20 protein-coding genes are annotated in these 23,696 nt (G+C 69.4%); 15 read left to right on the forward strand and 5 right to left on the reverse strand.

Annotated elements, in window-relative coordinates; all coding sequences use genetic code 11:
* The first annotated feature begins 87 nt into the window (after positions 1 to 87).
* The 6 genes from QPK29_RS03830 (at position 88) to QPK29_RS03855 (ending at position 6,943) form a co-directional block, all read left to right on the forward strand.
* Positions 88 to 2,103 carry an ATP-binding protein gene (locus tag QPK29_RS03830; protein ID WP_371769583.1) on the forward strand — a complete coding sequence of 672 codons (2,016 nt, stop codon included), beginning with the start codon at positions 88 to 90 and terminating at the stop codon, positions 2,101 to 2,103.
* Positions 2,096 to 2,422 carry a helix-turn-helix domain-containing protein gene (locus QPK29_RS03835; protein ID WP_371769582.1) on the forward strand — a complete coding sequence of 109 codons (327 nt, stop codon included), beginning with the start codon at positions 2,096 to 2,098 and terminating at the stop codon, positions 2,420 to 2,422. Before QPK29_RS03830 ends, QPK29_RS03835 begins: the two co-directional genes overlap by 8 nt.
* Before the next feature lie 24 nt (positions 2,423 to 2,446).
* Positions 2,447 to 4,309, forward strand: a complete 1,863-nt coding sequence (locus QPK29_RS03840) for an amidohydrolase (RefSeq protein ID WP_371769581.1) — start codon at positions 2,447 to 2,449, stop codon at positions 4,307 to 4,309.
* 9 nt (positions 4,310 to 4,318) lie between these two features.
* The gene (locus tag QPK29_RS03845) at positions 4,319 to 5,020 is read left to right on the forward strand and encodes a YoaK family protein (protein ID WP_371769580.1); all 702 of its coding nucleotides are present in this window, start codon (positions 4,319 to 4,321) and stop codon (positions 5,018 to 5,020) included.
* 231 nt (positions 5,021 to 5,251) lie between these two features.
* The gene (locus tag QPK29_RS03850) at positions 5,252 to 6,082 is read left to right on the forward strand and encodes an alpha/beta fold hydrolase (protein ID WP_371769835.1); all 831 of its coding nucleotides are present in this window, start codon (positions 5,252 to 5,254) and stop codon (positions 6,080 to 6,082) included.
* A 105-nt stretch (positions 6,083 to 6,187) separates the two neighbouring features.
* Entirely contained in the window at positions 6,188 to 6,943 is a 756-nt protein-coding gene (locus tag QPK29_RS03855; RefSeq protein WP_400189724.1) for a hypothetical protein, read from the forward strand.
* A 2-nt stretch (positions 6,944 to 6,945) separates the two neighbouring features.
* Here QPK29_RS03855 and QPK29_RS03860 read toward each other — a convergent pair whose 3' ends face one another.
* The 4 genes from QPK29_RS03860 to QPK29_RS03875 form a co-directional block, all read right to left on the reverse strand.
* A complete protein-coding gene (locus QPK29_RS03860) occupies positions 6,946 to 7,569 on the reverse strand; it encodes a response regulator transcription factor (RefSeq protein ID WP_371769578.1) in 624 nt (207 codons plus the stop codon).
* A 68-nt stretch (positions 7,570 to 7,637) separates the two neighbouring features.
* Positions 7,638 to 8,033 carry a response regulator gene (locus QPK29_RS03865; protein ID WP_371769577.1) on the reverse strand — a complete coding sequence of 132 codons (396 nt, stop codon included), beginning with the start codon at positions 8,031 to 8,033 and terminating at the stop codon, positions 7,638 to 7,640.
* Positions 8,017 to 8,295 (reverse strand): XapX domain-containing protein, encoded by a 279-nt coding sequence (locus tag QPK29_RS03870; protein WP_160409902.1) that lies wholly within the window; start codon positions 8,293 to 8,295, stop codon positions 8,017 to 8,019. The genes QPK29_RS03865 and QPK29_RS03870 overlap by 17 nt, the downstream gene beginning before the upstream one ends.
* Before the next feature lie 96 nt (positions 8,296 to 8,391).
* Entirely contained in the window at positions 8,392 to 9,078 is a 687-nt protein-coding gene (locus tag QPK29_RS03875) for a hydrolase (RefSeq protein WP_056131159.1), read from the reverse strand.
* 133 nt (positions 9,079 to 9,211) lie between these two features.
* Between QPK29_RS03875 and QPK29_RS03880 the strand changes: the two genes are divergently transcribed.
* The 8 genes from QPK29_RS03880 to QPK29_RS03915 all read left to right on the forward strand — a co-directional run bounded on the left by QPK29_RS03880 (position 9,212) and on the right by QPK29_RS03915 (position 21,597).
* The gene (locus QPK29_RS03880) at positions 9,212 to 12,223 is read left to right on the forward strand and encodes a sensor histidine kinase (protein ID WP_371769576.1); all 3,012 of its coding nucleotides are present in this window, start codon (positions 9,212 to 9,214) and stop codon (positions 12,221 to 12,223) included.
* Positions 12,224 to 12,309: 86 nt separating this feature from the next.
* Entirely contained in the window at positions 12,310 to 13,182 is an 873-nt protein-coding gene (locus tag QPK29_RS03885; protein WP_056131153.1) for an AraC family transcriptional regulator, read from the forward strand.
* Complete coding sequence (locus QPK29_RS03890; protein WP_371769575.1) at positions 13,179 to 13,685, forward strand: DUF1993 domain-containing protein; 507 nt, start codon at positions 13,179 to 13,181, stop codon at positions 13,683 to 13,685. The genes QPK29_RS03885 and QPK29_RS03890 overlap by 4 nt, the downstream gene beginning before the upstream one ends.
* A gap of 111 nt (positions 13,686 to 13,796) precedes the next feature.
* Positions 13,797 to 15,950, forward strand: a complete 2,154-nt coding sequence (gene ppk1, locus QPK29_RS03895) for a polyphosphate kinase 1 (protein ID WP_371769574.1) — start codon at positions 13,797 to 13,799, stop codon at positions 15,948 to 15,950.
* Positions 15,916 to 16,389, forward strand: coding sequence for a SixA phosphatase family protein (locus QPK29_RS03900; RefSeq protein ID WP_371769573.1), 474 nt, complete (start codon positions 15,916 to 15,918; stop codon positions 16,387 to 16,389). Before ppk1 ends, QPK29_RS03900 begins: the two co-directional genes overlap by 35 nt.
* A gap of 184 nt (positions 16,390 to 16,573) precedes the next feature.
* Entirely contained in the window at positions 16,574 to 16,981 is a 408-nt protein-coding gene (locus QPK29_RS03905) for a response regulator (protein WP_371769572.1), read from the forward strand.
* A gap of 86 nt (positions 16,982 to 17,067) precedes the next feature.
* Positions 17,068 to 20,382 (forward strand): hybrid sensor histidine kinase/response regulator, encoded by a 3,315-nt coding sequence (locus QPK29_RS03910; protein WP_371769571.1) that lies wholly within the window; start codon positions 17,068 to 17,070, stop codon positions 20,380 to 20,382.
* 21 nt (positions 20,383 to 20,403) lie between these two features.
* Complete coding sequence (locus QPK29_RS03915) at positions 20,404 to 21,597, forward strand: hybrid sensor histidine kinase/response regulator (RefSeq protein ID WP_371769570.1); 1,194 nt, start codon at positions 20,404 to 20,406, stop codon at positions 21,595 to 21,597.
* A gap of 3 nt (positions 21,598 to 21,600) precedes the next feature.
* Here the strand turns inward: QPK29_RS03915 and QPK29_RS03920 are convergent, their stop codons facing one another.
* On the reverse strand, positions 21,601 to 22,815 hold the full coding sequence (locus QPK29_RS03920; RefSeq protein WP_371769569.1) for an MFS transporter: 1,215 nt from the start codon (positions 22,813 to 22,815) through the stop codon (positions 21,601 to 21,603).
* An 89-nt stretch (positions 22,816 to 22,904) separates the two neighbouring features.
* Here QPK29_RS03920 and QPK29_RS03925 point away from each other — a divergent pair, with 89 nt between their 5' ends.
* The gene (locus QPK29_RS03925) at positions 22,905 to 23,696 is read left to right on the forward strand and encodes a helix-turn-helix transcriptional regulator (RefSeq protein ID WP_371769568.1); all 792 of its coding nucleotides are present in this window, start codon (positions 22,905 to 22,907) and stop codon (positions 23,694 to 23,696) included.

Raw genomic sequence — 23,696 nt, forward strand, 5'->3', positions numbered from 1 at the left:
CTTTCGTATGAGGGGATTGTCCTACAAGGCCGCGATACTGGTTCAGCTCCGGCCCAATTCCCGCCGGCTGCACTCTTGAGCGCGCAGATGAATCGAACGACCGTACCTAACGAACCTGCTTGTGCCCCGCCCGCCCCGCTCGACGCCGGCGCCGCGGCGTCCGAGCCCCATATCGCCGCCTGCCGGCGCGCCTGGCAGCTGCTGTGCGCCGCCGGCATGCCCACGCTGGCCGACGCCCCCGTGCTGGCCGCCGACCCGCTGCTCGCCAACGCGCTGCAGGATGCCTTCAACGCCGGCCGCCTGCCCGGCGCGCTGATCGAAGCGGAGATCCGGCGCGCGCTGCTGGACGGCCCGCGTGATGCGACCTTGCTGGCCGCCGTGCTGCTGGCGGCCGTCGCGCTCGACCGCTTCCGGGGCGGCCGCCGCGCCATGCTGCTGGCCGACGCCTGCGCCGTGCGCGCCCGCCATGACGATGCGCGCGCCGTCGCCGGCGCCGTGCTGCGCGCCCATGCCACGCTCATCCTGTCCCGCTGCGCACCGCTGCGCGAAGCGGCGCTGCTGCAGGCCGAGGCCTGCCGCCTGGAAGCCGGCCGCCCGGACACGCTGGCCCGCAACGCCGTGCTGTGGACGGGCGTGCGCCTGCTGTGCGGCGCGCCGCTGGCAGAGCTGCTCCATTACGCCGACGCCGTCCGTCAGTCGGTCCCGTTTGGCAACGTTTCCGTCGCCACCAGCCAGCTGGACAGCCGCATCGCCCTGTTCCGCATGCTTGCGGACGGCCCGCGCACGCCATACCTGCCGACGGTGCCCGCCGACGCCATGCAGTTCGGGTGCTGGCTCGGCAGCCTGCAGGCCGCGTGGCTGCGCGGCGACACGGGCGCCGCGCGTGCGGCGCTGGCCGCCGCCCGCCAGCTCGTCACGCCGCTCACGCCCCCATGCGAGCTGCTGCCGTATCACCTGTTCGGTGCGCTGACGCTGGCGCGGCTCGACCATGTGCCGGGCGCCACGGCCGCGCTGCGCGTCCATCGCCGCGCCCTGCAGGCCTGGGCCCGGCGCGCGCCCGATGTCGCCGGCGCGATGGCGCCGCTCGCGCTCGCGGTCGAACAGGATGCCGCGGGGGCCGGCCGGGCGCTCACCGCCTACGAACGCGCGGCCGCGCAGGCCCAGTCGGCCGGCCAGGCGTGGATTGCCGCACTGGCCTGGGAAGGCGCCGCCGGCCTGTGCGCCCGCAACGGCCTTGCCGGCGCGCTGCCGGGCTACCGCAAGCTCGCGCTGGACGCCTGGCGCGACTGGGGCGCGCACGGCCGCGTGCGCGACCTGATGCAGGCCTGGGACGCGACGCCCGCCGCGCCCGACCACGACCAGCAGACGCGCGCCGCCCGCGCCGGCACGGTCGGCGAACTCGGCATCACGATCGCGCACGAAGTCAACCAGCCGCTGGCCGCGATCCTGCTGCACGCGGCGGCCGCCCGGCGCTGGCTGCGCCGCGGCCAGCCCGACACGACGCGCGCGCTGGAAGCGCTGGAACAGATCACGGCCTGCGGCCGCCAGGCCGGCGACATCGTGCGCAGCGTGCGCGGCCTCGCGCGGCGCGAGGGCGAAGCCGCCAGCATGTTCGCACTCGACACGGCGGTCGGCGAAGTGGCGCAACTGCTGCGCGCACTGATGGTGCGCCAGAACGTGCAGCTGGAGACGCGCCTGCTGCTGCCGGAACGCCAGATCCACGCCAGCCGCGCCCAGATCCAGCAGGTGCTCATCAACCTGCTGCTGAACGCGATCGAGGCGCTGGCTTGTGTCAGCGACCGGCCGCGCCGCATCGTGCTGGAATCCGTGCCGGCCGGCCCCGCGCTGGTCGAGCTGCGCGTGCGCGACAACGGCCCCGGCATCGCGCCGGCCGACCGCGAGCGCATCTTCGACGCCCTGTATTCGACCAAGCCGCACGGCACGGGCGTCGGGCTGTCGATCAGCCGCGCCATCGTCGAGGCGCACGGCGGCCGCATCGAATACACGGCCGCCGAGCCGCACGGCGCGCTGTTCCGCGTCGTGCTGCCCGTGCGCAGCATCGCCAGTGTCGTGCCACCCTCGGAAAGCCGCGACCATGCCTGAGAATCCCGCCCCCGTGATACGTGTCTGCCGTTACATCGACGACCACTTGACCGAGCCGCTCACCCTGACGGACCTGGCCGGCCACGCGGGCCTGTCGCGCCATTATTTTTCGCGCCTGTTCCGCGCCACGACGGGCGACCCGCCCATGCGCTACCTGATGCGGCGCCGCATCGAGCACGCGCGCCGGCTGCTGCTGGACCGCCGCCACAGCGTGTGCGAAATCGCCATGCTGCTGCATTTCGCCGACCAGAGCCATTTCTGCCGCAGCTTCCGCCGCAGCACGGGCCTGTCGCCGTTGCAGTACAGCCGCGCGCAGTAATATATTTACATTCTGGAGGAAACCATGAACCTACCCGCCATCGCCGACCTGATCCTCACCAACGGCCGCTTCCACACGCTGGACCGGTCCAACCCGCAGGCGGACGCCGTCGCCATCGCCGACGGCCGCTTCGTCGCCGTGGGTGACGCCGCCGACGTCATGCGCCACCGCGGCGACACGACCCGCGTGATCGACCTGGACGGCCACACCGTCATCCCGGGCCTGAACGACTCGCACCTGCACCTGATCCGCGGCGGCCTGAATTACAACCTCGAGCTGCGCTGGGAAGGCGTGCCGTCGCTGGCCGACGCGCTGCGCATGCTGAAGGAGCAGGCCGACCGCACCCCGAACCCGCAGTGGGTGCGCGTGGTCGGCGGCTGGAACGAATTCCAGTTCGCGGAACGGCGCATGCCGACCCTGGAAGAACTCAACGCGGCGGCGCCCGACACGCCCGTGTTCGTATTGCACCTGTACGACCGCGCCCTGCTCAACCGCGCCGCGCTGCGCGCCGTCGGCTACGACAAGACGACGCCGAACCCGCCGGGCGGAGAAATCGTGCGCGACGCCGCCGGCAACCCGACCGGCATGCTGATCGCGCGCCCGAACGCGATGATCCTGTACGCGACCTTGGCGAAAGGCCCGAAGCTGCCGCTGGAGCAGCAGATCAATTCGACCCGCCACTTCATGCGCGAACTGAACCGCCTCGGCCTCACGAGCGCGATCGACGCGGGCGGCGGTTTCCAGAATTATCCCGAGGATTACCAGGTCGTCGAACAACTGGCCGCGCAAGACCAGCTGACCATCCGCATCGCCTACAACCTGTTCACGCAGAACAAGGGCAAGGAACTCGACGACTTCAAGACGTGGACGGAGATGGTGACGCCGGGCCAGGGCACCGACTGGTACCGCCACAACGGCGCCGGCGAGATGCTCGTGTTTTCCGCCGCCGACTTCGAAGACTTCCTGGAACCGCGCCCGGACCTGCCGGCCGGCATGGAGGATGAACTCGAGCAAGTGGTGCGCCACCTCGTGTCGAGCCGCTGGCCGTTCCGCCTGCACGCGACGTACGACGAATCCATCTCGCGCATGCTGGACGTGTTCGAAAAAGTCGACCGCGAGATCCCGTTCAACGGCCTGCGCTGGATGTTCGACCACGCCGAGACCATTACCCCGCGCAACATCGAGCGCGTGAAAGCGCTGGGCGGCGGCATCGCGATCCAGCACCGGATGGCCTTCCAGGGCGAATACTTCGTCGACCGCTACGGTGCGAAGGCGGCCGAATCGACGCCGCCGATCAAGCGCATGCTGGACGCCGGCGTGCCCGTCGGCGCCGGCACGGATGCCACCCGCGTGGCCAGCTACAACCCATGGACGGCGCTGTACTGGCTCGTCTCCGGCCGCACCGTCGGCGGCCTGCGCCTGTACGATACGGGGTCGCGCCTCGACCGCCACACCGCACTGGAACTGTGGACCGCGGGCAGTGCCTGGTTCTCCAGCGAGCAGGGGCTGAAGGGCCGCATCCAGTCAGGCATGCTGGCCGACCTGGCCGTGCTGTCCGCCGACTACTTCCGCGTGGACGAGGACGCGATCAAGGCCATCGAATCCGTGCTGACCGTCGTGGGCGGCCGCATCGTGTTCGGCCAGGGCGCGTTCGACAAGCTCGCGCCGCCCACGATTCCCGTGCTGCCCGAGTGGTCGCCCGTGGCGAAGGTGCCGGGCCACTACCGCCCCGTCCAGCAACCGGTCGCCGCGACACTGCCGCACCAGTGCCGCGGCGCGTGCTCCGTCCACGCGCATGCGCACGACCGCGCGCGCAAGTCGGACGTGCCGGTGTCGGATTTCAGCGCGTTCTGGGGCGCGTTCGGCTGCAGCTGTTTTGCGTTCTGAGGAGAGACCATGTCCATGAAACCCAGTGACCTGACGCTCGGCGTCGGCCTCGGCCTGCTGGCCGGCTACATCGACACGTCCGCGTTCGTCGGCCTGTTCGGCCTGTTCACGGCGCACGTGACGGGCAACTTCGTCCTCATCGGCAGCGAACTCGCGCGGCCGTCGCACGCCGGCGTGCTGCCGTTGAAATTCCTCGCGATTCCCGCGTTCGCGGCCGGCGTCGTCGTGGCGCGCCTGATGGACGTGCGCTGCGCGCGCCTGGGCGACAATCCGGCCCGTCCGCTGCTGGGCATGCAGTTCGTGCTGCTGGCGCTGTTCACGATCGCGGGCCTGGCGGCGTCGCCGCTGGCCGGTCCGGAAGCGCCGCTGGTCCTCGTGACCGGCATGCTGGGCGCCGCGGCGATGGGCGTGCAGAACGCCGTCGGCAAGCTGCAGCTGGGCCGCATCGCGCCCACCACGGTCATGACCGGCAACGTGACGGAACTCCTGATCGACATGACGGACCTGGCCACGGGCCGCGCCACGCCGGCCGTCAAGGCGCGCTTCGTGAAGTTCTTCTGGCCCGTGCTCGCGTTCGCGCTCGGCTGCGTCGCGGGCGGCATGGCGTGGATGGCGTTCGGATTCTGGTGCTTCGTGCCGGCGCTCGTGCTGCTCGCGTGGCTCGTGCTGCTGGACTGGCCGGCACTGGAAGCGGCACCGGCGGCAGCGTAATCCCTGCATTCCGGCGAGTGGTTTTTAGCGCTCGCATCGGGCATCGTAGCGACGGAACATCGGTTCATCACAACAACACCAAACGAAAGGAAAAACGATATGAACGATATGAACGATATGAACGCCAAACGCCGCAGCATGCTGGGCGGCGCCGCCGCGCTGCCCCTGGCCATGATGGCTGCCGCCGGCCCGGCCCAGGCCGCGACCGAGGCGAAGGGCGGCGCTGCCCGCATGACGTCGAGCTACGTACGCACGAAGGACGGCGTGGACATCTTCTACAAGGACTGGGGCAGCGGCACGCCGATCGTGTTCTCGCACGGCTGGCCGCTGAGCTCCGACGACTGGGATTCGCAGATGATGTACTTCGTGCAGCGCGGCTTCCGCGTGATCGCGCATGACCGCCGCGGCCACGGCCGTTCCACGCAGGTCGGCTCCGGTCACGACATGGACCACTACGCGGACGACCTCGCGGCCGTCGTCGAACACCTGGACCTGAAAGGTGCGATCCACGTCGGCCACTCGACGGGCGGTGGCGAAGTCGTGCGCTACCTGGCCCGCCACGGCCAGTCGCGCGCGTCGAAAGCCGTGCTGATCGCGGCCGTGCCGCCGATCATGGTCAAGACCGCGGCGAACCCGGGCGGCCTGCCGAAGGACGTGTTCGACGGCATCCAGCAGCAGGTCGCGACGAACCGCGCGCAGTTCTACCGCGACCTGCCGTCCGGCCCGTTCTACGGCTTCAACCGCCCGGGCGTGAAGCCGCAGGAAGGCATCATCCAGAGCTGGTGGCGCCAGGGGATGATGGGCGGCGCCAAGGCCCATTACGACGGCGTCGTCGCGTTCTCGCAGACCGACTTCACGGCGGACCTCAGGAAGATCACGCTGCCGGTGCTGGTCCAGCACGGCGACGACGACCAGATCGTGCCGTACGCCGACTCCGGCGTGCTGTCCGCCAAGCTGCTGCAGAAAGGTACGCTGAAGACCTATAAAGGTTTCCCGCACGGGATGCCGACGACGCATGCGGACGTGATCAACGCCGACATCCTCGCCTTCATCAAGGGTTGACGTGTGAACGTGGTCCGGCCCCGCGCCGGATCACGTGACATTGTGTGAGCCTCCAGGCCGCCGCTGCCGGTACAATCGGATATGTTATCGATATCCAACACCGGCATGGTCCCTCTTTCCCTGTTCCGGCGCATCGCGATCTGCGCCGCTGCGTCGTGTCTCGCATCCCTGCCGGCAGCCGCCGACGAGGTCCGCTACACTGGCCCGTTGACGGTCAAGGCGGTCGACGAATTCATCCGCTCGAACGACGACAAACCGGTGACGCAGCTGTCCATTTCCTCGCTTGGTGGCATTCTCGACGCCGGCATCAAGCTGGGCAGGTGGGTGCGACAGAAACATGCGGACGTGCGGGTCAATTTCTTCTGCGCGTCCGCCTGCGCCAATTACGTATTCGCCGCCGGCAGGCACAAGATCATCGCGCCCGACAGTGTCGTGATGTGGCATGGCGGCGTGCAGGCCTGGGAATTCACCGAAGTGCTGGACGAGTACCGCAAACAGGTCGCGCTGGCGATGCGGCCCGACCCCGATCCCTACGCAAGGTTCGCCGTCGCGGCGCTCAGGCGCTACTCGACGGTCGCGGACGTGCGCGACCTGGAGACAGCGTACTTCAAGGAAATCGGATTCGACGGCGCGCTCGTCCTGCTCGGGGCCCAACCCGTCCACTACGATACCGAATGGTGGACGGCCACGGTCGGCGTCATGGAAAAATACGGACTTGAGGACATTGAAGCGCCCGCGGATTACGGCACCCCGGCGTACCTGAACAGGTCGATCTTCCGGAGGATGTTGTTCAAGAACGCCCGCGTGACGTTCGAGCTCGGCCCGGACGGCGCGGTGGTCGCGACGCCGGTCGACAGGTAGGCTCAGCGGCTGCGCACGCTCGCGATGCCGAGCTTCTCGGCCATGCGCACCAGTTCGGCCAGGGTGCGCGTCTGCATCTTCTGCATCAGGTTGCGCTTGTGGACCTTGGCCATGATCTCGCTGATACCCATTTCGTCCGCGATCTGCTTGTTCAACAATCCGCCGATGGCGAGGCCGAACACCTCGCGCTCGCGCGGCGTGAGCTGGGCATGGCGGCGCGCCAGTTCGTCCGCTTCGCGGCGCTGCGCGATGCGGCTCGCGTCGCTGGCCAGCGCCTCGTCGACGGCGGCCAGCAGCGCGTCCGGATCGACGGGCTTGGTGAGGAATTCGTTGGCGCCGGCCTTCATCGCGGCCACGGACAGCGGGATGGTGCCGTGGCCGGTCAGGAAGATGACGGGCAGCGCCAGGTGGCGCTCGGCCATGTGCTGCAGTACGCTCATGCCGTCCAGCTGCGGCATCTGCATGTCGAGGATCAGGCAGGCCGGCACCGGCGGCGCCGGCTGCACGAGGAAGTCGGCCGCGTCGGCGAACGCGCGTACGTCGTACCCCTCCGCCTCGAGCAGGTCCTCGAGGCCGGAACGCACGTTCGCATCGTCGTCCACCACCATCACCATCCGCTCGCCCATGCCTGCCTCCTCGTCTGTTGCAGACGCAAGCATAGCGGAAAACACCGGGTTGTGCGGAGGGGCCGCCGTCACCGGACGGCGTCCGGCGGCACCGGGATCGAATCGATCAGCGCCAGCAGGCAGTCGGCGTCGACCGGCTTGAGCAGCAGCGTCAGCGCGCCGACCACGCCCGCGCGGTGCACGAGCGCGGGGTCGTCGTCGCCAGTGATGAAGATGACGGGCAGGCTCGGCGCCAGCGCGCGCAGGCTTTGTCCCAGCGCGAAGCCGTCCGGCTCGCCGATGTGGATGTCGAGCACGGCGCAGTGGGCGTGCACGGGGTCGCAGGCGTCCAGCGCGGCCGCCGCGCTCGGGTAGCCCTCGGCCGCGTAGCCGGCCGCGCGCAGCAGGCCTAGCATGCCGGTGCGGACGGTGTCGTCGTCGTCCACCACGAGCACCGGCTGGCTGCCGTCAGGCTGCGCGATCATGGCCAGCCTTGTTGTCCGCCGGTGCGGGCGGGGGCGGCGTCACGCCGCTGATGCGGGTCACGCACTCGCTGCGGAACCAGGACACGGTGACGGGCTCGCCCGAGATCAGGCGCTTGGCGATGGGCACGGCCTGCTCGCCCACGAGCATGCCGAACAGGCCGATCAGCGCGATCGCCGGCGGCGCGGGGGAACGGACCCCCAGCAATGCATAGATGCAGCCGACCAGCAGGCCGACTGCCAAGGAAACCAGGTAGAACTTCATGCATCCCCCTGTGGATGAATGGCGGGAGCGGCCCCGGCGCGGATAGGCGCCGGAGCCGCGGACGCACGCACCGGGATGGCCGGCGCGCGCGAAAAATCAGCGTGCCGGTACCGGCGCCAGCGTTTCGTGGCTGGTGGTGCCGCGTTGCGGTGCCTTGTGCACCATCGTGTACGCGTAGTCGATGCCCATGCCGTACGCGCCCGAATGCTCCTTGGCGATGCCGGTCACGGCGTCATAGGTGTCCTTGTGCGCCCAGTCGCGCTGCCACTCCAGCAGCACCTGCTGCCAGGTCACCGGCACGACGCCGGCCTGGATCATGCGCTGCATGGCGTAGTCGTGGGCTTCCTTGCTCGTGCCGCCCGAGGCGTCCGCCACCATGTAGATCTCGTAGCCGCCTTCCAGCATCGCGCACAGGGCGAAGGTGGTGTTGCAGACTTCCGTCCACAGGCCGGCGACGACGATCTTCTTGCGGCCGTTGGCGGCCAGCGCGTCGCGCACTTTCTGGTCGTCCCACGAGTTCATCGAGGTGCGCTCGAGGATGGGCTGGTTCGGGAACACGTCCAGCAGTTCCGGGTAAGTATAGCCCGAGAAGCCTTGCGTCTCGACGGTGGTGATCGTCGTCGGGATGTTGAACGTGCGGGCCGCCTTGGCGAGGCCGACGGTGTTGTTCTTCAGGACCTGGCGGTCGATGGACTGCACGCCGAAAGCCATCTGCGGCTGGTGATCGATGAAGATGATCTGGCTGTTCTGCGGCGTCAGCACTTCGAGTTTTGGATTGCTCATGGGATGATCCTCTGGGAGGGATGAAAAGATGGTTGGTGGTGCACCGGCCAGGCCATGGTAGTCCCGCCCCTCCTCCATTGCCAGTATCCGTTCGTATAGGCGCACAGGCACGGCGTGCTTTACAATCCGGTCAATGTTCCGTTCCGTTATCGTGTTCCTCCTCGCGCTGTCGTCCGGCAGCGCGCACGCGCTCGACCCCACGCTTTCCATCGCCCAGCTGCACCACGACGCCTGGACGAGCAAGGACGGCATGCCGGGCGACGTGTGGGAGATGACGCAGGACCGGGACGGCTTCATGTGGTTCGCCACGCCGTCCGGCCTGTACCGCTTCGACGGCGTCCGCTTCGAGCACATCCGGTCGCTGGGCGGCGTGCCCCTGCTGTCCAACGTGATCGCGACGGTGCGCGCGTTTCCCGACGGGGCGCTGTGGATCGGGTACCGCTTCAACGGCCTGTCGGTGTACCGCGGCGGCCGCCTGCGCCACTATGCCGAAGCCGACGGTTACGAGCCCGGCGGCGTCTACTCCGTCGTGGCGGATGAGCGCGGACGCACGTGGGCCGCGACGAGCAAGGGGCTGTTCATGCTCGAAGGCAGCCGCTGGCGCAGGATCGGCGCGGACTGGGGACTCGTCGGCACCTCGGAAGGCCTGCGGCGCGATCCTTCCGGGCGCCTGTGGGTGAATACCGAGAACGCGCTGTTCTATCGCGACCCCGGCGTCGACCGCTTCGTGCCGGCCGGCCTCACGGGCCAGCATTTCAACATCATGGCCGACCCGGATGGACACCTGTGGCTGTGGTACCTGGACAAGATCACGCGCCTGCCCGAGCGCCTGGCCACCCCGCCGCGGCCGCGCGACTGGTGGACGACGTCGTATTCGTTCGACGCCATCTTCGACCGTGACGGCAACCTGTGGAATGCGGGGGACGGACTCTACCGGCTGGGACCGGACGCGCTGGCGCGCTCCGAGGTGCTGCAACCGCGCACCGGTCCGGGCGAACATGCGCCTGCGAGGCTGATCAGCGGCGACGCGATGACGATGTTCGAGGACCGCGAAGGCAACGTCTGGATCGGCACGCGGCGCGGCGTCGACCGCCTCCGGCGCAACCGCGTCGTGTCGATCGGCCTGCCGCCAGGGTATTCCAACGTCTCGATGGCCCTGGACGACACCGGCCGCTTGTGGACCAGCGCCGAATACGTTCGCCAGCCGCGCCTCTGGATGCATGACGGCAGCCGCCTCGTCGAACTGCGCGAGCGCGACGTGCAGGAACTGGCCACGGCCGGCGACGGCGCCTTGCTGGTCGCGCGCCGCGGCGTCATCGAGCGGCGCAAGGGGGGCGCGACGAGCCGCATCCCGTTCCCGGACAGCGTGCCGCAGGCCGCCATGGACGGCGGCGTGCGCACGATGCTCGACGACGGCACGGGACTGTGGGCCGGCTTCGCCTACGACCGGCTGTACCGCTGGGACGGCAGCCGCTGGGCGCCGGCGCGTGCATTCGGCCTGCCCGACGAGCTCCCGGTGAGCATGGCGCGTGGCACCCGCGGCGCATTGTGGTTCGGCTACCGCGACAGCACCGTGGTCGCCCTGCGCGACGGGAAGACCAGGCGCTACGGCATGGCGGACGGCCTCGACGTCGGCGTCGTGGGACGCGTGTACGACGCCGGCGGCGTGCTGCTGGCCGCCGGCGACAAGGGCCTGTCGATGCTGGCGGGCGGCCGCTTCGTCCCGGTCCGCCTGGCCGACCCGCAGGCGCTCGCCGGCATCACGGGCATGCTGCTGCGCGCCGACGGCGACCTGTGGCTGAACGGGAGCCGTGGCCTCGTCCGCATCCCGGCCGCGCAGTGGCGCGGCTTCCTGAAAGCGCCGGCACGCACCATCACAACCTACGATTTATTCGACGCGACCGACGGCTATCCCGGCATCGCGCAGTTCCGGTCGGGCCAATCGAGCCTGCTGGAGACGCCCGACGGCCGCCTGTGGCTGTACGGCACCGACGGCGCCGCCTGGATCGACCCGGCCCGCCTGCCCCGCAACCGGCTGGCGCCGCCCGTGCACATCACGAGCGTGACCGCCGGCGGGCGCACGCTCGATGCAACGGGCGGCTTGATCCTGCCGGCCGGCACGCGCGACCTGCAGATCGCCTACACGGCCCCCAGCTTCACGATGCCGGAGCGGGTCCGCTTCCGCTACAAACTGGAAGGCGTCGACGACGACTGGCGCGACGCCGGCCCGCGCCGCACGGCCTATTACACGCGCCTGGGGCCTGGCCGCTACCGCTTCACCGTCAGCGCCGCCAACGAGGATGGCGTGTGGAACCCGACGGGCGCCGCGCTCGACGTCACGATCGCGCCCACGTTCGTGCAGGGCGCGCCGTTCAAGGCGCTGTGCGCCGCCCTCCTCGCGCTGGCGGCGTGGCTGCTGTACCGGCTGCGGCTGCGCCGGGTCACGCTGCAGCTGCGCCGCCTGCTGCAGGAGCGCGCGAGCGAACGCGAACGCATCGCGCGCACCTTGCACGACACGCTGATGCAATCCGTGCAGGCCCTGTTGATGCTGTTCGAGCACGCGCGCGACCGGCTGCCGCAGGACTGCCCCGACCGTCCGCTGATCGACCGCACGCTCGAACAGGCGCGCGACGCGCTGCGCGAAGGCCGCGACGAACTGACGGCGCTGCGCGGCGCGGCGGCGCCGGCCGAGGACCTCGTCGGCGCCGTCGTCCCGCTGGGCCACATCCTCGGCGAGCAGTTCGGCGTGCGCTTCGACGTGCGCGTGGAGGGCCAGCGCCGCACCCTGTGCCGCGACGTGGCCCAGGAGACGTGCTTCATCGCCCGCGAAGCGCTGCAGAACGCGTTCCGGCACGCGCATGCGAACGAGGTCGTGCTGGAGGTGGCCTACGGCGAGCAGGCGTTCGAACTGCGGGTGCGCGACGACGGCCGCGGCATCCGCGAGGCCGCCCGGCCCGGCCACTGGGGCCTCGCGGGCATGCGCGAGCGCGCGGCGGCGATCGGCGCGCGGCTCGACATCGGACCGGGAGCCGAACGTGGGACGGTCGTCGCGCTCACGGTGCCCGCCGGCCAGGCGTACGAGCGTCCGGCGCGGCGGCCGTGGTGGCGCCGCCTCGCCGGCGGCGTCCCGGCCGGCCAGCCATAGAGATGCATATGTGTCTTGGCAGCGTCGATCATGTTACGATCACTGTCCCGTAATGACATCTGCTGCCTTTACGAACGAACGACATCATGATGACTCTCCACGACCTTCGCCACCTCGCCATGCGCCACGCCGGCACGGGCCCGGACTGCATCGTGCCCGGGCTGCGGGTGCGTTCGGTCACGACGCCGACCTTGCCGATGAGTGGCATCGAAGAGCCGATGTTCGCGCTGATCCTGCAGGGCCGCAAGCGCTCGACGATCGGCGGGCGCACCTACGAGTATGGTCCGGGCGACTGCGTGATCGTGTCGCTGACGATGCCGTCGACGGGCCAGGTGACCCACGCCAGCGAGGACGAGCCGTATCTCGGCGTAGCGCTCACGCTGCGCCCGGCCGAGATCGCGGGCCTGATCGTCGAAGCGGAAGCCGAGGCGCCGCCGGCCGCGGCGCCGATGGCCGTGCATGCGGCGTCGAGCCAGCTGCTGGATGCCGTCGGGCGCCTGGTGACCCTGCTCGACCATCCGGACGACGTGCGCATCCTGCGGCCGCTGCTGGAAAAGGAAATCCTGTGGCGCCTGCTCTCCGGCCCGCACGGCCCGATGCTGCGCGAGGTGGGCCTGGCCGACAGCCGCGCGTCGCGCATCGGCCGCGCGATCCGCTGGCTGCAGCAGCATTACGCCGAACCCGTCTCGACGCAGCAACTGGAAGCGGTGAGCGGCATGAGCGCGTCGTCGCTGTTCCGCCACTTCAAGGATTTCACGTCGCTGAGCCCCCTGCAATACCAGAAGCAGATCCGCCTCCACGAGGCACGCGCCCGCCTCGCGGCCGCCAGCTGCGACGTGGCGGCCGTCGCCTACCAGGTGGGCTACGAAAGCCCGTCGCAATTTACGCGCGAGTACAGCCGGATGTTCGGACGGCCGCCGCGCGACGATCTCCGGCGCGTGCGGGAGACCGTCGTATGACCGTCGCGCCGACCCGGCTCTTCCTGCACTACCTGAGGCAACTGGACGCCATCCTGAAGCAGGTCGAGGCGTTCGACGGGACCGTTGCGGACCGCCGCCTGCATCCGGACATGTTCCCGCTGCTGCAGCAGGCCCGGGTCGCGATCGGGTTTACCTTGCGCGCCACCTGTCCGCTGGCGGGACGCGAGATCGTCTCGTTCCGCGCCGACGAGTCGACGTTTCCCAGCGTCTTCGGCGAGCTCGAACGGACGATGGCGTACCTGGCGGCGATCCCCGATGCGGATTTCGCCGGCATGGACGCGCGGCGCGTGCGCACGACGGCCGGCTTCGCGGAGCTGGACCTGCCGGCCGCCGAGTACTATCAGATGTATGCCGTGCCCAACTTCTTTTTTCACTATTCGATGGTGTATGCGATCGCGCGCCAGGGCGGCGTGCCGGTCGGGAAATCCCAGTTCGACGGCTACCATCGCTATCCCGCCGGTTTTACATTCGACGCGGTGTGACGGGTCATGCAATGTGACGGGGCGACGCTGTCGAGCGTTCTCTGTCACAATGTTGTCATAATCGGCTTCTACACTCCGTTGTCACGAGTGAAATATTCCCGAAAAATGGATATGAAGTTAAAAACGGACGAGGCCCTTGCCGCGCTTCCGCCCGATAGCCCACACCTGTTCCTCAACCGCGAACTGTCGCTGCTCGAATTCAATCGGCGCGTGCTCGAAAACGCGGAAGATCCGTCCGTCCCGCTGCTCGAACGCCTGCGCTTCCTGACGATCGTCTCCAGCAACCTGGACGAATTCTTCGAGGTCCGCGTCGCCAGCCTGCTCGCCCAGCACCAGGCGCACGGCGGCCCGGAGCCCGGCCAGGCCGACCTGGACGGCGCCGCCGACGAATGCCGCCAGATCATCGCGCGCCAGTACGCGCTGCTGAACGACCAGATCCTGCCGCAGCTGTCCGCGAACGGCATCCACCTGCTGCGCCGCTCGGACCGCAACGCGGCGCAGAAGGCGTGGGTCAAGCAGTACTTCGACAAGGAAGTGCGCCCGCTCCTCACGCCAGTTGGCCTCGACCCCGCGCACCCGTTCCCGCGCGTGATCAACAAGAGCCTGAACTTCATCGTCGAACTGGCCGGCAAGGATGCGTTCGGGCGCGGCACCGGCATCGCGATCATGAAGGCGCCGCGCGTGCTGCCCCGTCTCATCCGCCTGCCGGACGAACTGTCCGACAAGCCTGGCGCGTCATTCTGCCTGCTCACGTCCGTGATCCAGGCCCACATGGCGGACCTGTTCACGGGGCGCGAGGTGGTGTCGTACTCGCAGTTCCGCGTCACCCGCAACAGCGACCTGTGGGTGGACGAGGAAGAAGTGAAGAACCTGCGCCAGGCACTGCAGAGCGAACTCCATAGCCGCAACTACGGTTTCGCCGTGCGGCTGGAAGTCGCGCGCGGCTGCCCGAAGCACCTGGCCGACTTCCTGCTCGACCAGTTCTCGATCGACCGCTCGCGCCTGTTCACGGTGGATGGCCCCGTCAATATGGGGCGCCTGCTGGAAATCGCCAACAGCAACGCCCGGCCGGACCTGAAGTTCACGCCTTATTCGCCGGGCTTCCCGGCCAAGCTCGTGAACGCGCACGACACCTTCTCCGTGCTGCGCAAGCAGGACATCCTGCTGCATCATCCTTACCAGTCGTTCCAGCCCGTGATCGACTTCGTGCGCTGCGCCGCGGCCGATCCGAACGTCGTCGCGATCAAGCAGACCATCTACCGCGCCGGCTCGAATTCCGAGCTGATGGATTCGCTGATCAACGCGGCCCTGCGCGGCAAGGAAGTCACCGTCATCGTCGAACTGATGGCGCGCTTCGACGAAGAGGCGAACATCAACTGGGCCGAGCGGCTGGAAGAAGCCGGCGCCCAGGTCGTGTACGGCGTCGTCGGCCTCAAGACGCACGCGAAGATGGCGCTCGTGCTGCGCCGCGAACCGGACGGCCTGCGCCGCTACGCCCACCTCGGCACGGGCAACTACAACCCGACGACGGCGCGCTTCTACACGGACTTCGGCCTGCTCACGTCGGACGAGGAGCTCACGGCCGACGTCAACGAGGTGTTCATCCACCTCACGAGCATGACGCGGCCCACGCAGCTGTCGGCGATGTGGCTGGCGCCGTTCACGCTGCAGAAGGAAATCGTCAAGGCGATCCGCCAGGAAGCGGCGATCGCGCGCGAAGGCAAGCCGGCGCGCATCATCGCCAAGATGAATTCGCTGACCGACGAATCCGTGATCCGCGCGCTGTACGAAGCGTCCGCGGACGGCGTGCGCATCGACCTGATCGTGCGCGGCGCGTGCTCGCTGCGGCCCGGCGTGCCGGGGCTGTCGGAGAACATCCGCGTGCGCTCGATCGTCGGCCGCTTCCTCGAACACACGCGCGTCTACTACTTCCGCAACAATCTCAAGAACGACATCTACCTGGGCAGCGCGGACTGGATGAACCGCAACCTGTTCCGCCGGGTCGAAGTGGCTTTCCCCGTCCGCTCGCCGGCGCTCAAGAAGCGCGTGCTGCGCGAGGGCCTGCAAGTCTATTTGAAGGACAACGTCAATGCCTGGGAACTGGGCAGCGACGGCCGCTACAAGCGCCGCAAGGCACGCGGCAGCCAGGCGGCCTTCAGCGCCCAGCAATTCCTGATGGAGACGCTGGGCGCGCAAGGCAGCCCCCACGGACATAACAAGGAGAACGACCATGGAACTGATCCTGTGGCGCCACGCCGAGGCTGAGCCGCACGTGCCCGACCGCCAGGGCGATCAGTTGCGCGAGCTGACGGCCAGGGGTGCGCGCCACGCGTCGCGCGTGGGCGCGTGGCTCGACCGCCAGTTGCCGTCGCACTGCCGCATCCTGTCCAGCCCCGCCGCGCGCTGCGTGCAGACGGCGCAGGCGCTGGGCCGCAAGTTCATCACCGTGGAAGCGCTGAACACGGACTCGTCGGCGGAGCGCATCCTGGAAGCGGCCGGCTGGCCGGACAACAAGAATCCCGTCGTCGTGGTCGGGCACCAGCCGCTGCTCGGCCAGGTCGCGTCGCTGATCTTTGCCGGGACCGCGCAGGACTGGAAGATCCGCAAGGCCAGCGTGTTCTGGATCGCCAGCAAGGGCGAGGAGGAGCCGGCGCCGTTCGTCAGGCTGGCGGTGGGGCCGGATATCGTCGGGAAGCTACGCTGACGACACGGGGCCGTCCGGCCCGGCGCGGCTGCTGCTTCGCCCCATGTCGGTTAGTTGCATGATATTCAAACGATGATACTTCCCGGCGGTTCCGGCAATTCGTGGTACCGTGTCGACCTGCCTGCACATCGCAGCCCCCCGCCCGCGCCGCACTACGGTCCGCCGCCATTCCAGGATCGTAGACGTGTCCCCCGATAACACTGCGCGCATTGTCGTCATCGACGATAATGTCGATGCCGCCGACATGTTCGGCTGGCTGCTCGAGGCCGAGGGCTATCCGACCAGGATCGCCTACTCGGGGCACGCCGGGCTCGACCTGGTGGCGGCCTTTTCTCCCCATGTCGTGTTCTGCGACCTCGGTATGCCCTGCATGTCCGGTTACGAATTCGCCTCCTTGCTCAGGGCCCGCGCTACCGTTCCGCAGCCCCTGCTGGTCGCCGTGTCGGGCTGGGGCGACGACCGCACGCGGACCCGGACCCGGGCCGCCGGCTTCGACGTCCACCTCGTGAAGCCGACCAGGTTCCCGGACATCCGCGTCCTGATCGCCGATCACATGGGCGGATCGGGCACTGCCGACGGCGCGTCTGTGTGAGTGTTGGTGATATTTTTTCGTTGCAATATAATTTGACGAAATTCCTCATTCATTCGACACCGCGCAACTTGCGAAAGGATCCGATCATGGAAGTTTGCAAGTGGCCCGCCGGCGGTGGCGAAACGGGCGCCCTGCTCCGCCACGCGGACTGGACGGCGACGCCGCTCGGTCCTGTCGCCGACTGGCCCCAGGGCCTGCGCACGCTCGTCGAACTCGTCCTCGCGAACCCGGCACCGACCGCGCTCCTGTGGGGCGAGGCCGGCACGCTGATCTACAACGACGGCTACGCGGTCATCTGCGGCGACAGGCATCCGCATATCCTGGGCGGGCCGCTGCGCGCCGCCTGGCCCGAGGCCTGGGATTTCAACGGCGCGATGCTGTCCGAGGGACTGGCCGGCAAGCCGCAGGTCTACCAGAACGCCCACTTCGTTCTCGCGCGTGACGGCCAGCCGCGCGACGCGTGGTTCGACCTCTACTACGCCCCGGTCGGTGCCGGCGGCGGCGCACACCGCGGCGTGCTGGCGACCGTCATCGAGATCACCGACCGCGTGCTGGCGGCGCGGGCGCGGGCCGCGCAGGCGGACGAGTTGCGCACACTGAATACGGAACTGGCTGCGCAGCGCGCGCGCCTCGAGATCGCCAACCGGCAGCTCGCCGGCGACATGCAGTTCATCAGCAGCCTGTTCCAGAGCTCGCCCAGCTTCATGGCAGTGCTGCTTGGGCCCGACCACCGGTTCGAACTGACGAACGCCGCCTACGACCGGCTGATCGGACGCCGCGCGCCGCACGGCATTCCGGTGCGCGAGCTGCTGCCCGAAGTCGCGGCGCAGGGATTCGTCGACCTGCTCGACCGCGTCTACGCGAGCGGAGAAGCCTACCATGGGCAGGATGTCGTGGTCATGCTGGAAGGAGCCGATACACACGACAGCGCGCGGCGTATCGTCGACTTCATGTACCAGCCGCTGAAGAATGCGGACGGGGTTACCTACGGCATCCTCGTCGAAGGCGTCGACGTGACGGCGCGCGCGCTGGCGGACGAGCGGCTGCGCGTCGCGCAGGAAGCGGGCGGCATCGGCACGTTCGAATGGTACCCGCTGCGCAAATCGCTGGTCGTGTCCGACACCTACCGCCGGCTGTGGGGCATCGCCCCGGACGTCCCGGTCACCGACGACCTGCTGCTGGGCCTCCTGGACCCGTCCTGGCAACAGCACAGCGGTGCGCACCGGATCCGGCGCGTGGCCGATCCCCTCGTCTACACGGAATTCCCGATCCGCCATGGCGTGACGGGCGAACGCCGCTGGATCGCACGCCAGGGCCAGCGCGTCACCTCCGACCGGCAGGGCGAGCCGCGCTACCTGGGTGTCGCGTTCGACGTCACCGGCCGCAAGCTCACGGAACAGGCCCTGCGCGCCAGCGAAAGCCGGCTGCAGACCGTGTTCGAGCAGGCATCGGTGGGGATATCCGAGACGGACCTGGACGGCCGCTTCCTGCGCGTCAACCAGGCCATGTGCCGGCTGCTCGGGCGCGACGCGCAGACGCTGCTCGGCCTCACGTACCGCGACATCATCCATCCCGACGACGTGGCCGCCAGCATCGCCGCGACGCGGGAAGTCGCCGCCGGGGGTAGCATCGCCGCGCTCGACAAGCGCTACGTGCGCGCGGACGGCAGCGAAGTGTGGGGCCATACCGGCATCAGCCGGCTCGTGGACAGCGCCGGCCACCCCGTCTCCATCATCGCGGTCACGACCGACCTGACGGAACGCCGCCGGGTCGAGGCGCAGTTGCGCGACCTGAACGAATCGCTCGAGCGCACCGTGAGCAACGAGGTGACCGAGCGGATCAAGGCCGAGCGTGCGCTGCGCCACGCCCAGAAGATGGAGGCGGTGGGGCAGCTGGCCAGCGGGGTGGCGCACGACTTCAACAACGTCCTGCAGATCATCTCCAGCAACCTGCAGCTGGTCGAGCGCGATGCGACCGCGAGCGCGCGCCAGCAGGAGCGCGTGGCGCAGGCGCTCGCGGCGGTCACGCGCGGCTCGCGCCTGTCGCGGCAACTGCTGGCGTTCGGCCGCAAGCAGAACCTGCAGCCGAAGGTGACGCATCTCGGACGCCTGCTGGACGAGATCGCGCCGCTGCTCCTGCGCGCGCTCGGTGACGGCGTCAACCTGAGGTTCGAGGTGGCCCCGGACCTGTGGAGCACGGCCGTGGACCGCAACCAGTTCGAGAACGCGGTCCTGAACATGGCGATCAACGCCCGCGACGCGATGGGCGGCAACGGCAACCTGCGCATCGCCGCGACCAACCGGATCGCCCCCGACGGCGCCCACGTAGTCGGGTTGGCCGTGACGGACGACGGTTGCGGCATGACGCCCGAAGTCCTGGCCCACGTGTTCGATCCGTTCTACACGACCAAGGATGCCGGCAAGGGCACGGGCCTCGGCATGAGCATGGTGTACGGATTCGTGCGCCAGAGCGGCGGCACCATCCAGATCGACAGTGCGCAAGGCATGGGCACCACCATCGTCGTCGAACTGCCGCGGGTGGACGGCGCGCACGAGATCGCGCGCGAAGCCGCGGCCGCGCAGGTGGCGGGCGGCCACGAGACCGTCCTGCTCGTCGACGACGATCCTGCCGTCCGCGTCGTCACCGTCGACATGCTCGCCGGCCTGGGCTACCGCGTGCTCACGGCAGCCAGCGGCGACCAGGCGCTCGACATCCTGCACAGCGGGGCCGCGATCGACCTCCTGTTCAGCGACGTCTCGATGCCCGGCCAGGTGACGGCCACCGACCTGGTGCGCCACGCCGCCCGGTTCGCGCCCGGGATGGCGGTCGTGCTCACGTCCGGCCACGCGATCGACCCATCGCTGCTCGACGTCGGGATGCCGGCCGACATCGTGCTGCTGCCGAAGCCTTACACCCTGCCCCAGCTCGCGCTGACCCTGCGCACCCGCCTGGATGCGCGCGCGCCCGTCCTGTCAGGTACGTCGGCCGAGCCCGCGGGGGCCGCGCGGACCGGACCGCTCCGGTTCCTCGTCGTGGAAGACGACCCGGACGCGCGCCTGCTCACGTGCGAGATCCTGGAGGCCCTCGGCTACGCGGCCCGCGGCGCCGCCACCGCCGAGCAGGCGCTCGCGCTGCTGCAGGACGGCGCCGTCGACGTGCTGTTCACCGACCTGAACTTGCCGGGCATGCAGGGCGACGTGCTGGCCACACGGGCGTGCGCCGGCAACCCGTCATTGCGGGTGATCCTCGCGTCGGGCGAGGGCGTCGTCGACGTCGACACCGGCGCGCACGCGGCCGCCCTGCTGCCCAAGCCCTTCGAACTCGCCCAGCTCCAGCACACCATCGCCGCCATCGAAAGCGCCCTCAGCGCGGACGACGCGGACCTGCTTGCGGGCGCCTGACCCGCCTCCACACGACCCTCCATGTACAGCAACGACAACGACCTCCGTCTCCTCCTCGTCGACGACGAACGCATGAGCGCCGACATGCTGCTCGGGATGTTTGCCGGCGAAAGCGACGCGACGCTCCGCTGCGTGCACGATCCGGACAGCGCCATCGCCGCGGCACTCGACTTCAAGCCCACCGTGATGCTGGTCGACCTGCGCATGCCGGGCGTCGACGGCCTCGACCTGATCCACCGGCTGCGCGACCATCCGGCGACGGCGGCGGTGCCCCTGCTGATGCTGTCGACCGAGGTCGATCCGCACGTGAAGGCCGCCGGCTTCGCGGCGGGTGCGGCCGACTACCTCGTCAAATGGCCGGACCGCGTGGAACTGACGGCACGCGTGCGGGCGCATTCGAACGCCTGCCTCGTGGCGCGCGAACGCGACCGCGCCGCCGCCGCCCTTGCGGACAGCCGCACCGCCCTGCTGCGCCGCACGGAGCAGCTTGCGCACGCCCAGGCCGCGCTGCACGAGGCGCAGAAGATGGAAGCCATCGGCCAGCTCGCCGGCACGGTGGCGCACGACGTCAACAACATCCTGCACATCATTAACGGCCATTTGCAGCTCATGCGCATCGAAAACCCCGACGAACGCGCGCGCCGCCGGATCGACGCGGCGACGGACGGCGTGCGGCGCGGCACCCAGCTGACCACGCAGCTGCTGGCGACGGCACGGGGCAATTCGCGCACGTCGGAAAGCATCGACCTCGGCGCCTTCCTGCGCGGGATCGACGGCACCGTGTTCAACCCCGCGGGCGCCATGCCGCCGTGCGCGCTGGACCTGGCCAGCACACCTTCCTGCGCGTCGCTCGACCCGATCGAGCTGCAGAAGGTACTGGCCGAACTGGTGAAGAACGCCCGCGAGGCCACGTCCGGCGGCGGCGCCGTCACCCTCGTCCTCGACAGCGAGCAGGTCGCGCCGCGCACGGCGCAGGTCCCGGCAGGAAGCTACGCGCGCATCCGCGTCGTCGATACGGGCGCCGGCATGGCGCCCGACGTGCAGCGCCGCGCGTTCGAACCGTTCTTCACGACCAAGAGCGGCGTGCAGGGTGCGGGACTCGGCCTCGCGCTGGCGGCGGGGTTCGTCCGCAAGCATCATGGCCACATCGACCTGGAGAGCCGCGCGGGACACGGCACCTGCGTCACGCTGCGCTTTCCGCTGCAGGCCGGCTGACGGTCAGGCGTTCTGCAAACGGCCGGCGCGCGTCCCGCCGCCCACCCCCACCGCCGTGACGATGGCCAGCGCCTGGAACAGCGCGATTCCCGCGAACAGCCACCCCGGATGCCCCGCATCCATGACGAGCCCGAACAGCGCCGGCCCCACGGACAGCCCCGCATCCAGCCCGGAATAGACGATCCCATACACGCGCCCCGTCGCATTCTTCGGCGCCGCCGCGCGGATCATCAGGTCGCGCGACGGTCCCGCGATGCCCGAGAAGAAGCCGACGAGCGCCATCAGCGGCAACGCGAGCCAGCCGGGCACGACGGCCACGCCCAGCAGCAGCGCCAGCGCAGCGGCGACGGCGAAGGCGATGGCCACCGTGCGGTCGTGGTCCTGCCGGCCTGCCCCGACGAATCCGCCCAGCAGCATGCCGCCCGCCGACGCCAGCATGTACGCCGTGTACGAACCCGTCGCCAGCTCGCGTGAGATGCCGTACAGCTGCATCAGGCCGATCGAGGCAAAGGCCTGGATGCCGCCCAGCGCCACGGCCGTCAGGAAGAAGAACGCGAAGCACATCCACACGGCGCGCAGGCGCAGAAACGACAAGGTGCCCTCGCCGGCCGCAGGTGCAGCGGCAACGGCCGGCTTGGGTTCGGGGGCCAGGCGCGCGCGGTTCAGGAGCAGGACGGCCAGCACCGCGAGCGGCAGGATCGCCGCGCAGGCGAGCGCCATGCGCCAGCTGGAGAACGCCGCGACCGTCGTCATGAACAGCGGCGCCGCAGCCCAGCCGATGTTGCCGCTGATGCCGTGCACGGAAAAGCCGTGCGCAAGCCGGGCGCGCGAGACGCGCTGGTTCAGCAGCGTGTAGTCGGCGGGGTGGAAGACGCTGTTGCCGACGCCGGCCAGCAGCGCGCCCGCCATCAGCGCCGCGTAGCTGCCGGCGACGGACAGCACGAGGGCCGAGACGCCCAGCATCGTCATGCCGAACAACAGCACGCTGCGGGCGCCGACCTTGTCGACGACGAAGCCGGCCAGCGCCTGGCCGACGCCCGACACCACGAAGAACGCCGTCAGCAGCAGGCCCAGTTCCGCGTAACTGAGGCCGAACGCGGGCTTCAGCCAGGGGAACAGCGCGGCCAGGATCAGGTGGTAGAAGTGGGAGGTGCCGTGGGCGAGGCCCACCAGGGCGATCACGCGCGCGTCGGCGCGCAGGGTGCTGTCTTGTGACATATTTACTCCAAGGGAAAACGCCAGTGTAGGCAAATACACCACGGCTGAATTACGATAGCAGGACAACTTCTATCGAGAATCGGACATCCGTGAGCATCCCCGTCGTCCACCATACGCAGCCGTTCCCCGACTGCTTCGATCCCACGCCGGCGCGGCCCGTCACCCTGACGGCGCGCGACCTGGTGGCGCTGGACAATGTTGCGCCGCACACGCACACGTTCGGCCAACTGACCTATGCGCGCGAAGGCGTGATCCGCCTGACGGCCGCCGGCAGCAGCTGGATCGTGCCGCCGTCGCGCGCGATCTGGACGGCGCCCGGCGTCGTGCACGAGGTCACCGTGCTCGAACCCGTGCGCCTGCGTCCCGTGCGCATCCACGCTGCGCGCTCGCCCTTCCCCTTTGATCCATGCCGCGTGCTGGAAGTGTCGACCCTGCTGCGCGAACTGATCCTCGCACTGGAACAACTGCCGCAGCTGGAACCGTCGCCGCGCGCGACGATGCTGTCGGAACTGATGCTGGACGAGCTGGCGCGCGCGCCCGCGCTGCCGATCCGCGTGCCGCTGCCGCGCGACAAGCGGCTGCAAAGCCTGTGCGAACGCCTGCTCGACGAACCGGGCGCCACGCACACGCTGGCCGACTGGGCGCGCCAGGTGGGCGCGTCCGAGCGCACGCTGGCGCGGTTGTTCGAGCGGGAGCTCGGCATGAGTTTCACCGAATGGCGCCAGCAGGTGCGCCTCGCGCATGCGGCGCCGCTGATCGCGCGCGGGATGCCGTTGGCGCGCGTCGCGGAAGAACTGGGCTATACGAGCCAGTCCGCGTTTTCGCACATGTTCAGGAAGACGTTCGGCTGTTCGCCGTCGGCGTTTTTCGCGCAGCGCTGA

Origin of the sequence: Massilia orientalis, assembly GCF_030411975.2 — a bacterium.
Classification (GTDB): Bacteria; Pseudomonadota; Gammaproteobacteria; order Burkholderiales; family Burkholderiaceae_D; genus Telluria; species Telluria orientalis.